The 12,711-nt window shown below is 71.0% G+C and carries 11 protein-coding genes and 1 pseudogene; 4 read left to right on the plus strand and 8 right to left on the minus strand.

What is annotated here, in order from left to right; genetic code table 11:
* Window positions 1-8: 8 nt before the first annotated feature.
* From nusB to D473_RS0105385, 8 genes are all read right to left on the minus strand, one after another.
* Window positions 9-422 carry a transcription antitermination factor NusB gene (gene nusB, locus D473_RS0105350; RefSeq protein ID WP_017608055.1) on the minus strand — a complete coding sequence of 138 codons (414 nt, stop codon included), beginning with the start codon at window positions 420-422 and terminating at the stop codon, window positions 9-11.
* Window positions 422-985, minus strand: coding sequence for an elongation factor P (gene efp / locus D473_RS0105355; RefSeq protein WP_017608056.1), 564 nt, complete (start codon window positions 983-985; stop codon window positions 422-424). Before efp ends, nusB begins: the two co-directional genes overlap by 1 nt.
* A gap of 197 nt (window positions 986-1,182) precedes the next feature.
* Entirely contained in the window at window positions 1,183-2,265 is a 1,083-nt protein-coding gene (aroB, locus tag D473_RS0105360; RefSeq protein ID WP_017608057.1) for a 3-dehydroquinate synthase, read from the minus strand.
* Entirely contained in the window at window positions 2,262-2,768 is a 507-nt protein-coding gene (locus D473_RS0105365; RefSeq protein ID WP_026126622.1) for a shikimate kinase, read from the minus strand. Before D473_RS0105365 ends, aroB begins: the two co-directional genes overlap by 4 nt.
* 260 nt (window positions 2,769-3,028) lie before the next feature.
* Window positions 3,029-4,210, minus strand: coding sequence for a chorismate synthase (gene aroC, locus D473_RS0105370; protein ID WP_026126623.1), 1,182 nt, complete (start codon window positions 4,208-4,210; stop codon window positions 3,029-3,031).
* A 50-nt stretch (window positions 4,211-4,260) separates the two neighbouring features.
* Window positions 4,261-5,160: a prepilin peptidase gene (locus D473_RS0105375; protein ID WP_017608060.1), complete on the minus strand. Its 900-nt coding sequence runs from the start codon at window positions 5,158-5,160 to the stop codon at window positions 4,261-4,263.
* A gap of 116 nt (window positions 5,161-5,276) precedes the next feature.
* On the minus strand, window positions 5,277-5,999 hold the full coding sequence (locus tag D473_RS0105380) for an SseB family protein (protein WP_017608061.1): 723 nt from the start codon (window positions 5,997-5,999) through the stop codon (window positions 5,277-5,279).
* Window positions 6,000-6,115: 116 nt separating this feature from the next.
* A complete protein-coding gene (locus D473_RS0105385) occupies window positions 6,116-6,577 on the minus strand; it encodes a MarR family winged helix-turn-helix transcriptional regulator (RefSeq protein WP_017608062.1) in 462 nt (153 codons plus the stop codon).
* Window positions 6,578-7,612: 1,035 nt separating this feature from the next.
* On the opposite strand from D473_RS0105385, the gene D473_RS0105390 reads away from it, so the two are divergent.
* From D473_RS0105390 to D473_RS0105405, 4 genes and pseudogenes are all read left to right on the plus strand, one after another.
* Window positions 7,613-8,155, plus strand: a complete 543-nt coding sequence (locus D473_RS0105390; RefSeq protein ID WP_017608063.1) for a YceI family protein — start codon at window positions 7,613-7,615, stop codon at window positions 8,153-8,155.
* A 245-nt stretch (window positions 8,156-8,400) separates the two neighbouring features.
* On the plus strand, window positions 8,401-8,709 hold the full coding sequence (locus tag D473_RS0105395) for a DUF2470 domain-containing protein (RefSeq protein ID WP_017608064.1): 309 nt from the start codon (window positions 8,401-8,403) through the stop codon (window positions 8,707-8,709).
* A gap of 276 nt (window positions 8,710-8,985) precedes the next feature.
* Window positions 8,986-11,659 (plus strand): annotated as a pseudogene (locus D473_RS25520) (protein kinase domain-containing protein).
* 38 nt (window positions 11,660-11,697) lie between these two features.
* Entirely contained in the window at window positions 11,698-12,678 is a 981-nt protein-coding gene (locus D473_RS0105405; protein WP_017608067.1) for an aldose 1-epimerase family protein, read from the plus strand.
* The last annotated feature ends 33 nt before the right edge of the window (window positions 12,679-12,711 follow it).

Raw genomic sequence — 12,711 nt, forward strand, 5'->3', positions numbered from 1 at the left:
TCGGCGGTTCAGAGCGCGAGCGTCGACTTGTTCTCCATGAGCCTCGACAGGAGCCCGCTGATGAAGCTGGGCGAGTCGTCGGTGGAGAGTTCCTTCGCCACACCGACCGCCTCGGCGATCGCCACCCCGTCCGGGATGCCCCCGTCCCACAGCAGCTCGTAGGCGCCCATCCGCAGGATGTTGCGGTCCACGACGGGCATGCGCTCCAGGGTCCAACCGATGGCGTAGGCGTCGAGCAACTCGTCGATACGCTCATGCCGCTCGTCGATGGAGCGGGCCAGGCTCTCGGTGAACTCGTTGATGGGCGGCTCGGGCTGGGCCCGGCGGCGTGCGATGACGTCGTCGACCGAGATCGCCCGCACCTCGGACTCGTAGAGGACCTCGACCGCGCGCCGTCGGGCCTTGCGCCGTGCTCCACTCATCAGTTGACTCGCCCGAGGTAGTCGCCCGTGCGTGTGTCGACCTTCACGGATTCGCCGGTGGTGATGAACAGCGGAACCTGGATGGTGGCACCGGTCTGCACGGTGGCGGGCTTGGTGCCGCCGGTGGAGCGGTCGCCCTGCACGCCCGGGGCGGTCTCGATGATCTCGAGCTCGACGGCCGGAGGAAGCTCGATGTAGAGCGGGTTCTCCTCGTAGGTGGCGACGGTGACCTTGGTGTTCTCCAGGAGGAAGTTCTTGTAGTCGCCGACGACCGTATCCGGGACCGGGATCTGGTCGTAGGTGGAGGTGTCCATGAAGACGAAGGATTCGCCGTCGTTGTAGAGGTACTCCATCTCACTGCGGTCGACGTTGGCGAACTCGATCTTCGCTCCGGCGTTGAAGGTCTTGTCGACGATCTTTCCGGTCGTGACGTTCTTCAGCTTGGTACGGACGAACGCGCCGCCCTTGCCCGGCTTGACGTGCTGGAACTCCAGAACGTTCCACAGAACGCCGTGGTCGAGCTTCAGGGTCGTGCCGTTCTTGATGTCGTTCGTCGAGGCCACTTCGGTCGTCTCTCCAAGGGGTGTGGACACATCGGGCACCGGGCGGGTGCCCGGTGGATCGGTCGGCGGAGCGAGGCACGGTCTTGCTCGCCGCGCAGCTCGCCCGGTTCCAGTCTAGTGGTTGCTGGGAACTCGGGCGCCGTCCGTCGCGCGGCAGGGCAGGGTGCCTGTCGGAAGGTCCCGGTGGTCTCCCGGGTTCAGGCTCCGCCCGTGATCGCTCGGTAGGCCCCACCGAGCTGCTCGGGTGAGGGGCCGCTGAGGATCACCGGCTCGGCGAGGCCGTCCAGGACCACGAAACGCAGGGTGTTGCCGCGGGTCTTCTTGTCAACGCTCATGGCCGCCAAGAGGTCGGGCCATGCGGCGCGGTCGTAGGCGACGGGCAGGCCCACCGAGGACAGCAGCGTGCGGTGGCGGCGCACGAGGTCCTCGCCGATGCGCCCGTCCAGGCGGGCCAGCTCGGCGACGAAGACCATACCCACGGACACGGCGTATCCGTGCCGGAAGGTGTACTGCTCCGCACGTTCGATCGCGTGGCCGAGCGTGTGCCCGTAGTTGAGGATCTCACGCCGTCCGCCCTCGCGCAGGTCGCCGGAGACCACGTCGGCCTTGACCCGGATCGCACGCTCGATGAGCTCGCGGCTGTGGGGGCCCTCGGGTGAGGTGGCGCCCCCGGGATCGGCCTCGATGAGGTCGCAGATGGCGGGGTCGTCGATGAAACCGGCCTTGACGACCTCGGCGAGACCGCCGATGTAGTCGGCCCGGGGCAGGGTGCGCAGGGTCTCGAGGTCGCAGAGCACACCGGCTGGAGGGTGGAAGGCGCCCACCAGGTTCTTGCCCTCGGACGTGTTGATGCCGGTCTTGCCCCCGACGGCGGCGTCGACCATGCCGAGCAGGGTGGTGGGGACCAGGACCGAACGCACTCCGCGCAACCAGGAGGCCGCGATGAAGCCGGCCAGGTCGGTGGCGGCTCCCCCTCCCAGGCCCACGACCACGTCGCTGCGGGTGAAGTTGTTCTGTCCCAGGCGCGACCACAGGTCCGCGGCCACGTCCGCGGTCTTGGCGGCCTCGCCGTCGGGGACGGGCATCGGGAAGACGTGGTGGCCGGCTTCCCGTAGGGCGCCGACAACGCGGCCGGCGAGCTCGCGCAGCGCTTCGGGGTGGATGAGGGCGACCTTCTCGGCGCTGCCCACCAGGCCGGGGAGTTCGGAGAGGACCCCGGTGCCGACCACGACGTCGTAACGTTCGGCGGGCCCCCCGACCCCGATACGGGTGACGGTCACTTCTCGGCCTTCCCGGCGTCGTCGAGGGTCGGCATGATCTCGTCGACGATCTCCTCGGGGTGGTAACCGGTGGTCTCCACCGTGACCGAAGCCAGGCCCTCGTAGATCGGCAGGCGTTCGTTGAGCAGTTGGCGGAGCTTGGTGCGCGGGTTCCCGGTGAGCAGGGGCCGGGCCACGTCCATGCCCACACGCTTGGCGGCCTCGCCGAACCCCACCTGCAGGTAGACGACGTGGTGTGCGTCCAGATCAGCGCGGGTGTCCTCGTCCAGGACCGCGCCGCCACCGACGGCGATCACACCTTCCCAGGAATGCAGACCCTCGGCGACGACCTCGCGTTCCAGGGCACGGAAGTGGGCCTCGCCGTCCTCGACGAAGATGTCGCCGACGGGTTTGCCGGCACGCTTCTCGACCTCGGTGTCGGTGCATAGCATGTCCGCGCCGAGTCGGCGGGCCAGGGCCTCACCCACGGTGGACTTGCCCGAGCCCGGGGAGCCGATGAGCACCGCGATCGCTCTTGCCATGCTTCTGCCTCACTGAATGGGATCGGGGCCGGTCCCGAGGGAGCGGCCGTGCGGTCAGCCGTCGCAAGCGGATGCGGCCCGGGGGCGCGTCCGCACAGTTCAGTCTAGGGCCTTGTGGAGGGGCGTCCCGGCCGATCGGTGGTGTTCCCACGGTTCCTGCGCCCGGGAAGCTGCGGGGTTCAGCTGCGGCGGGAAGGAACAGCTGCGCGGGCCGACCCGGGTGCAGGGCCGGCCCGGATGCGTCAGCGGATCTCGAGCGAGTCCAGGTACGAACGGACGTTGCGTGCGGTCTCGTCGACGGAGTCGCCGCCGAACTTCTCGACGACGGCCTCGGCCACGACCAGTGCCACCATCGCCTCGGCGACCACCCCGGAGGCGGGCACCGCAGTGACATCGCTGCGCTGGTGGTGGGCCTGGGCGGGGTCACCGGTCTCGGTGTCGATGGTGTCGAGCGCGCGGGGCACGGTCGCGATGGGCTTCATCGCCGCACGCACGCGCAGCGGATCCCCGGTGGACATTCCGCCCTCGACACCGCCGGCGCGGTTGGTACGGCGGCGCACACCGTCGGGGCCGGGCTCGATCTCGTCGTGGGCCTGCGAACCGCGGCGGGCGGCGGTGCGGAAACCGTCACCGACCTCGACACCCTTGATGGCCTGGATGCCCATGAGCGCTCCGGCCAGGCGCGAGTCGAGGCGGCGGTCCCAGTGGACGTGGCTGCCCAAGCCGGGCGGAAGTCCGTGGACGAGCACCTCGACGACCCCGCCGAGGGTGTCCCCGGCCTTCCTGGTCTCATCGATCTCCTCGACCATGCGGGCGCTGGTCTCGGAGTCGAAGCAGCGCACTGGGTCGGCGTCGACCGCCTCGAGGTCCTCGGGGCGGGGCTCGGCCGCGCCCTCGGGCACCGCGACCGGACCCATGGACACGACATGGCTGAGCAACTGCGCGCCCACGGTCTGTTCGAGGAAGCGGCGGGCGACCTCGCCCACCGCCACACGGGCAGCGGTCTCGCGTGCGCTTGCGCGCTCCAGGATCGGACGGGACTCCTCGTGCCCGTACTTCTGCATGCCGACCAGGTCGGCGTGCCCGGGACGGGGACGGGTCAGGGGCGCGTTGCGCGCCAGGCCGTCCAGCTCCTCCTGGGGCACGGGATCGGGAGACATCACCTTCTCCCACTTGGGCCACTCGGTGTTGCCCACCTCGATCGCGACCGGACCGCCCTGGGTACGGCCGTGCCGGATGCCTCCGATGACGGAGACCTGGTCTTTCTCGAACTTCATCCGGGCACCCCGGCCGTACCCGGCGCGGCGGCGGAGCAGCGCGGCGGCGATGTCGTCAGAGGTGACGGACACACCGGCCGGGAGGCCCTCCAGAATCGCGACGAGTGCCGGTCCGTGGGACTCCCCCGCGGTCAGCCAACGCAACATGTCGACGATCATCCCACGGATCTGCGCCCACCGTGGAACGCGGCCCCGGGTCAGGGCAGCAGGGGTGCACCGGCCAGGACGGTGAGCAGTGTACTGCCGAGCATGAACGGCCCCAGGGGGAAGGGCTGTCTTCGGGTGAGGCGACGCAGGGCGAGCAGGACCATCCCGACGGCGGAGAAGGCCGCGAAGGCCCAGAAAGCGGCGGCCAGGGCGCCGACGGCCCCGGCCGCCCAGCCCGCGTAGAGGCCGGTGATCCCGGCGAGTTTGACGTCGCCGAACCCGAGGCCGGAGGGCTGCACGCGCCACAGCAGCCAGTACAGGACCGTGATCAGGACCATGCTCACCAGCGCCTCGGCCCCGTGCCGGAGCCCGTCCTCGGACGGCCAGAGCACGGCGGCGGCCAGCAGAGCCCCGGCCACAGGGTAGGCAGCGCCCACGACGGGGTCGGGCAGGCGCATGACCCGCAGGTCGACCACGGACAGGGGCACGCCGAAGGCGACGAGCCAGAGCACGGGCGGAAGGTCGGTGGGCGCCCACTGCTGCTGCACGGCCACGGCACCGGCGGCCGCGAAGAGCAGACCGGTGACGGCGGGCACGGCGGCGTGGCCGGGGACCGTGGCGCGACAGTGCGGGCATGCACCGCTCCACCACGCCCCCGGTCCGGTGAGGGCGGCCAGGAACGCGGGGAAGGGCAGGTCGGTGCGGCAGTGCGGGCACCGGGGAGGGGGCGGCCCCTCGTCCTCGGGGGCGGACCGGTCGGAGAGCGCGGACGGAACACCGTCGACGTGCACGGCGGAACGGGGTACGGCCGGCGTGGGGCGGGCAGGTCCGAAGAGAGGGACCAGGCGTCCGCAGACGCGGCCGAGCAGGACCCCGAGCACACCGAACGCGAGAGCGGCCAGGGCCGTCACGGTGTCCAGGACGGGGGCGAGCTCGGAGGGGAGGAGCATGTTCGGAAAGTTACCCCGTGGAGGGCTCCACGAACAGGACCTCGCCGAGGTCGTGGACAACGACCGGGTGCATCGGAGCGCCCGCACGTGTGCCCAGGCGCGTGCGCGCGGATGCCTCAGGCGTCCGCGGCGGGCGGGTCCTCTCGACGGGCACGCACCACGGCGCTGAGCTCGATCCCACCGGGCAGGACGGGACCGAGCTCGTCGCGCAGGCGTTCGGCCATGCGCTGCAAAGCGGTGTCGTCGCGTTCGTCGAGTTCGAGCCGGATCCCGATCTCCCCCTTCTCGGGGGTGTGGATCCGGACCCGCTCGACGCCGAACTCGGTGTGCGTGACGCGGTAGATGAGCGAGAGGACCTGGGGATCCTCCGGGGGTTCGGGCACGGCGCCGTGTTCGGCGAGCATCGTGAGGAACCGGCCCTGCACGGTGTAGGGCACGGGACCGGCGACGTCCAGAACCAGGGCGTCGGCGTCCTCGTCCAGGACCGCCTGGCAGGCGTCCTGTGTGGTGAAGGGCACGGGACGTGCGTCGGGACGCCAGCGCCGCACGGCGTCGACGGAGGTGAAGGCGAGCAGGCCCCGGCGTCCGTCCCGGCCCGTCATGACGGGAACGGTGACCTCGGAGTTCTTGTCCTTGGTGAGCCCTCCCGCGCCCTGTTCGGTCTCGGTGGCGTCGGCGACGACGGGGACGAGCACGCGGGAGGCGCCGAGCGCGATCAGGACCTGGCGGTCCCCGACCTCGCCCTCGGAGTGTTCACGCAGGCGCGCCTCGACACCGGGATCGGCGCTGCCGTCGTCGTCGCGGAAGTTCTGGGCGCCCAGGATGGATGGTCTGCTCACGGGGCCCGACTCTACCGCTGACGGCCGTGCCGGGTGGGGAGGGCGGGGAATTCGGCGGGCCCGTGCGGCGGTGCTCGCGGAGCACGGGCCGGGAGGCCGTCCGCCCCTGCGGGGGCTCAGGATGTGTCGATGGGCTCGTCGCCGCCGAGAGAGTGAAGAATACCGCTCAACTGTGTGACCTGCTCGGGGGTGAGGCGGTCGAAGAGCAGGTCGCGGACGCGGTCGGCGTGCCCGGGGGCGGCTCGCGCCAGGGCCTTGTGGCCGTCCTCGGTGAGTACGGCCCAGAACCCGCGCCGGTCGTCGTCGCAGTGCTCGCGGCGTACGTGGCCGTCGCGTTCGAGTCGGGCGACCTGGTGGGACAGACGGCTCTTGGACACGATGACGCTGTCGGCGAGGTGGCGCATACGCATGCGCTGGGACGGCGCCTCCGACAAGTGTACGAGGATCCCGTACTCGACGAGACTGAGGTTGTTGCGGTCCCGCAGGTCGTGTTCGAGCTCGTCGTAGATCCACGCGTTGGTCCTCAGGAACGCGCGCCAGACCTGCTGTTCACCGGCGTCGAGCCGTCCTGTCCCCATGGCTCCGATACTAATGCCGCATCAGCCGAGGTTCACCCCGTCGCGAAGCTCTTTGACGGGCAGAACCCGACTGGCACAGTGCCAGGGCCTGGGTCGAAGATGGGCGGAGCCGGACCGTTGGCGGGGCCGGGGGCGGGAGGTGGGGGCGGGGTCGGGGCTGGAGGTGGGGTCCGGAAGACGGAAGACGGAGGCAGGGACGTCGGTTGAAGCCCGTTGAACCGGTTCTGGTGGGTGATGGGTCGAGGGCTTGAGGGCTTGAGGGCTTGAGGGCTTGAGGTTGGTGTGGGTGGTGTTCGTCGGAGCGTCGAGCTTAGCCCGGCCGGGGCTCCCCGCAACCCCTCGGCACCACCCCCACACACCTTTCCCCGGGTGGGGATGGTGGCGGCGTCCTACCTGGTTGGGGTGGGGCGCCTCGGGGTGTGCGGTCCGCCCCTTGACGCCGGGCTGTTCCGCTCTCGCCGCCGAACACCCACCGGCCGGCCCCCTCATCCGCCGAAGAAGCGGGGGTGCCAAAGACAAACCCCCTCGGGTGGCGGCATTGCGACCACCGCTTGCGGCGTGTGCGTGGTGGTTCGCTCCTGCGGAAGCCCTCCTGCGTAAGGCAACGGCCTGGCCCCGGCACTCCCGGTGACGGCATTGAGGCCGGGGGCGAGTGGCGTGTGCGCTCCTCTGGAAAGGCTTCGGGCTCCGCCCGAGCATTGACAGTGCTCCTGATAGCACTACAGGCCGGTGTTGGTGCTCGTAAGAGCACTGATACCGGGCTTTGGTGGATCGCTCCCCCCAACCGGGGCCATTTTCGGGGGCGAGGACGGCCCCGGACGGGGGGACCGCTTGCCGCAGGTGCAGGCTCCGGCCGCCATGCGCTGGTGAGGCCGAACCGCCCCGCCCTCGCCCGCGAACTCGGGGCGCCCCGCCTCCGTGACGAGCACCACAAATAATAACTTCCCAGGAAGATACTTCTAAGGTACCTTGTTACTGGACAGCAAGCAGGGTCCGGAGCCACCGGCCCGAAGAAGACTTCAAGGGAGCAGAACCATGGCACAGGAGCTCAAGCCCGGTACCTGGAGCATCGACGCCACACACTCGATCGTCGGTTTCTCGGTCCGCCACATGATGGTCAGCAAGGTCCGCGGCCGCTTCGAGAAGTTCGACGCGACCCTGACGGTGCCCGAGGACCCCACCCAGGCCTCGATCGAGGCGACCATCGACGCCGGCTCGATCAACACCGACAACAGTGACCGCGACGCGCACATCCGCTCGTCCGACTTCTTCAGCGTCGAGGACCACCCGCAGTTCACCTTCCGCTCCACCGGCCTGGAGGCCAAGGGCGAGGACTTCGTTCTCAAGGGTGACCTGAGCATCAAGGGCAACACCCACCCGATCGAGCTGGCCCTCGAGTTCAACGGCTCCACGGTCGACCCCTACGGGCTGGACCGCGCCGGCTTCGCTGCCACCACGCAGATCAGCCGCAAGGAGTTCGGCGTGGACATCGAGACGCCGATGGACAGCGGCGGTGTGGTCGTCGGCGACCGGATCACCATCCAGATCGACGCCGAGTTCACCCGCCAGGACGGCTGACTCCGGCTGAGCGCGGCCACGCCCGGCCTGCGGGACGACCTCCCGCTCCCGGACTCGGGGTCCCACCGGGAACCTGGGGGAGATTCCCGGTACACGGCGATGGCGAGCGTGACCGATCGGGGGAACGGTCACCAGCCGGTTCGCAGCGACATCCTCCGCTGCGCAACGGCCTCCGATATCGTCGTCGGGGGAGGGCACACACGCCCTCCCCCGTTTTCTGTGTGCCCAGCAGACCAGGAGGAACCGTGTCCCCGAGCCCCTTCTCTCCCGAGGTCGTCAACGCCGTTACCAGGCACATGAACGACGACCATCCCGAGGACACACTCCTCATCTGCCGCGCGCTGGGCGATGTGCCCGATGCCACCGCGGCCCGAATGACCGGTCTGGACGGGCAAGCCGGCGAGTACACCGTCACTGTCGGCTCCGGCGAGCGAGCAGTGCGGATCCCCTGGTCGAAGCCGCTGACCGAGCGTCCCCAGATCCGCTCCGAGGTCGTCGACCTGTACCGGCGCGCCTGCAAGGAGCTCGGTCTCACCCCGCGCGGGGAAGACTGACCTCTCCCCCGCGCCCCTGCCGCCCACCTCCGTCCCGGCCCGCGAGGGTCCTTACGTTTGCGTCGCGCCCATGGCCCACGCCACGTGAACCGGGAACCGTCCACCGGAGTCCAACCACGCACGGGAGAGCGAGTTCCCACACGGTCCACACCCGTACGGCAGCGACCGTGGACACCGTCCGTGGAAACCATCTGCGGAACGGGAAGATCTAGTGTGGGTCGAGCCTCCTTCCCCCGGACCGACCCGACCACGAGCCGAAGGGTGGACCGACCCTCCATGGGCACGCCCGACCCCGACGAGAACGCACCGACCCGGCACATCGATCCGACCCCGCCCACGAACCGGATCCCGGCCCGCGCCGCGGCCACACGCTGGGTCACGCGTGTGTTCCGGCCCGGCGCCAAGAGCGACGGGGACGAGGACTCCACCACGGTCGTGCCCCCGGGCGGCGGGGACGGCCGCACCGACGTGATCACGCCGGGGGCCGACCGCACCAGCGTCCTGCCCGGGGCCGGTACCGGTGCCGGAGCCGGTGCTGCCGATCGGACCGCGCAGGCACCCGCACAGCACCCCCCGGCCACGGGCGGTGGCGGGCACCGGTGGTGGCAGAAGCTCCTGGGCCCCCTCCTCACGTGGCTCACGCACCTGGTCTCGCGTGTGGTCGTCGGACCGGCCAGCGACCTGGATTACGCCGTCCCCACCGACCTGCGCAAGCGGTACCAGATCCTCAACCGGATCGGCTCCGGTGGCGAGGCCGTGGTCTACCTGGCCGAACCCGTCGACGAACCCGGGCGCCGGCTCGCGCTCAAGGTCTACCGCCCCGGCCACGACATCAACCGGGAGTTGCTGGACCGGCTTCGCGCCCGCGGAACCTCCTCCCCGCACACCCCTGCGATCCAGGGGTACGGCAGTGCCACCAGTTCCTGGGGCGAGGACCTGGCCTGGGAGGCCCAGGAGTACTTCGACCGGGGATCACTGCGCGAGGTCATCGACCAGGCGCCCCTGAACGGGGAACAGGCCCGCGCCGTGGTCGCCGCCGTCGCCGAGTGCCTGCACCACTGGCAGCACGAACTGCAGCACAACCACACCGACGTCAAACCCGAGAACCTGCTCGTGCGGTCCATGGACCCGCCGGTGCTGGCCCTGACCGACTTCGGCGGGGCCGTACGCGCCACCATGAGCCGGGTCTACGGCGGAGTGGCCGTCACCGAGGACTACGCGGCGCCCGAGGTGATCGAGGGGCGCCGGGAGGCCCCGGCCGCATGGTGGTCCCTGGGGATCATGGCGCACGAACTCGTGGCCGGACGCCGACCCGAGCGGGGCGGGAACTGGTTGACCGCCCGCCACACCGAGGTCGACATCTCCGCGGTCACCGACGAACGGTGGCGTCTGCTGGCGCGCGGTCTGCTCACCCCCGCACCCGCGGCGCGGTGGGGCCACGAGGAGGTGGCCGCGTGGTTGGCGGGAGAACGCCCCGGTATCCGCACGGTGCGGCCCCGGAGGCCCCTCTCCTTCGCCGGGACCAACCACGAGGACCCGCCGAGCCTGGCCTTCGACCTGTTGGACCGTTCCGAGACCGGGGCGATGTGGCTGCGGACCCACTGGCAGGAACTGCGCACGTGGCTGGACCGCGAGGTCAACGACTACACCTTCGACCGTGCGTACCTGACGGGGTTGGACGAGTCCCCCGAACGTGCGCACGTGGCGATCAGTGCGCTGGCCGCGCGGTACGTGCCCGGGATGCCGCCGCGGTTCCGGGGCCACGAGATCAGCGCCGACGGGCTGCTGTCCCTGGCCTCCGGTGACGCGAGCCGGCACGCGGTGGTGCACGAGGCGGTCGAGGCCGGGGCGGTGGGTCTGGGGGCGCAGCACTGGTGCCCGCACCCGGAGTGCCGTTCCGGCGGTTCGGGACGGTGCGCGCTGCTGGAGCGGGTGCAGCACCAGGTTCCGCTCATCATGCGGCAGGTGCGCGCGACCGTGGACGCGGCCGCCGACGGGAGCCCCGACGCACCGCGGCGCCCCGAGCGGCACGAGATCGACACGGCCTGGGCGCGGGCGGTGGAGCTGGTACTCGAACCGGAGGTGGCTTCACAGCACCGTTCGCTGCTGCGGCGCCAGTCCTGGCATCCTTCGCAACGCAGTACCGCCCCGCACGCGCCGTGGTGGACGGAGCAACGGCGCCTGGCCCTGCGGGAATCCGGGGACACCGTCGCCACACGGGCGGCCGTGGTCGGGGCGCTGCTGCTGTTGCCCGAGGCGGTACGGGTCGGCGCGCTGGTGCATGAGCGCGAGCGCGCCGACGGACGTGCCCGCCGCCAGGACCGGTGGGCGGCACTGGCAGGGTCGGCGCGCGAGNGCCCCCACTGCTCCCGAGCGGAACGCCGAGCCGACGGCCGACCCGACCCGCCCTCAGGAACCCGCGACCGGTAAGGAACGCCGGCGGTCGGCCCGGGAGGAGCGGCGCCGTCGGAAGTCCGAACGGCAGGTCGAGCGCACCATGCACCAGATCGAGCGGGCGCAGTCCGCCGGGAGGTGCCGCCGTTTCGCGATCCCCGCTGCCTTGCTGGGCCTGGTGGACGGCCTGGGACGGGCGTTGCGTCCGGACGGCGGGTTCTTTCCCGAGAGCGCACCGGTCGTGGACGCGTACACGGGACTGCTGGACCTGAGCGACAGTGCGTTGTTCGGCTGGCTCGCCGAGGTCACGGGGTCGGTCACCGGGTTGCTGCCCGGAGAGTCCGGTGCGGCCTGGTGGCTGCCGGTGGTGTTGTCGCTGGCACTGTTCTGGATGGTGCGGGTGGCCGGAAAACACGCGACCAAGGCGCGGCGCCGGTTGGCGGCGTTCCGGATGGCGGCCGTGGGGTCGGTGCTCATGTTGGTCGTGTTGTTGTCGTCGGGCCTGGTGGCCCTCGGGTCGGGTGTGCTCATTCCGTTGGACGGACTGCTCGGCTGAGGCCTCGGTCCCTGCCACGGGATATGCCGGTCTGAGCTATGATCGCCCGGTTCGGCGAGGCGCCGGACCAACCGATCCGGAAAGGCGTCCACGTGTCCGAGGTCCTCGAGCTCCGAAACGGCGATCACCACGCCGCGGTCGACCCCACCGGCGCGGCCCTGCGGTCTCTGACGTGGGCGGGCCGGGACCTGGTGTGGCCCTACAGCGGCCGTCCGAGCGCGTTCCAGGGCCAGGTGCTGGCCCCGTGGCCCAACCGGCTGCGCGGCGCCCGGTACCGCTTCGAGGGGAGCGAGTACCGGTTGCCGACCGCCGAACCGGGGACCGGGGCGGCGATACACGGGCTGGTCCACGGCCTGGTGTGGGAACCGGTCGCGGTGGCCGAGCACGAGGTCCGGCTCGGGGTGGACGTTCCGAGTGGCGAGGGATACCCGTTCCCCCTGCGGCTGGAGATCGGCTACCGGCTGGGCTCGGACGGACTCACCGTCACCACGGAGGCCACCAACACCGGGACGGGTCCCGCGCCGTTCGGTCTGGGCTTCCATCCGTACCTGACGCTCGGTGCGCCCCTGCGGGACCTGGCCGCGCGGGGTGAGGCGGATCTGTCGGTCCCGGCCGGGGCGTACCAGCCGGTCGACGACCACCTGCTTCCGGTCGGGGCCCCGGTCCCGGTCGAGGGCGGCACGTTCGATCTGCGGCCGCCCGGGCGCGCGTTGGGCGGGACGGTGCTCGACACCGCGTTCACCGACCTGGGCCGCGACGGGGACGGGCGGGCGTGGGTATGGCTCACAGGGCCCGAGCACCGTGTCGGCCTGTGGTGCGACCGGAGTTTCGCATGGTTGCAGCTGTTCAGCGCGGACTCGCTGGATGGCGGTGACCACCGCGCGCACCTGGCCGTGGAGCCCATGACGTGCCCGCCCGACGCGTTCAACAGCGGTGTCGACCTGATCCGGCTCGCCCCGGGATCCTCCACCCGGCACACGTTCGGGATCACCGCCGACCATGCCACCCGCCTCGCCTGACAACACGTCCGATGTCGTTTCGGCTCGACGCCC

The organism is Nocardiopsis xinjiangensis YIM 90004, assembly GCF_000341145.1.
GTDB classification, from domain to species: Bacteria; Actinomycetota; Actinomycetes; order Streptosporangiales; family Streptosporangiaceae; genus Nocardiopsis; species Nocardiopsis xinjiangensis.

Coding starts and splice junctions, on each gene's coding strand:
- D473_RS0105405 (WP_017608067.1), top strand. CDS start 11,698: ATGATCGCCCGGTTCGGCGAGGCGCCGGACCAACCGATCCGGAAAGGC.
- aroC (WP_026126623.1), bottom strand. CDS start 4,210: ATGTTGCGTTGGCTGACCGCGGGGGAGTCCCACGGACCGGCACTCGTC.
- D473_RS0105375 (WP_017608060.1), bottom strand. CDS start 5,160: ATGCTCCTCCCCTCCGAGCTCGCCCCCGTCCTGGACACCGTGACGGCC.
- D473_RS0105385 (WP_017608062.1), bottom strand. CDS start 6,577: ATGGGGACAGGACGGCTCGACGCCGGTGAACAGCAGGTCTGGCGCGCG.
- D473_RS0105390 (WP_017608063.1), top strand. CDS start 7,613: ATGGCACAGGAGCTCAAGCCCGGTACCTGGAGCATCGACGCCACACAC.
- nusB (WP_017608055.1), bottom strand. CDS start 422: ATGAGTGGAGCACGGCGCAAGGCCCGACGGCGCGCGGTCGAGGTCCTC.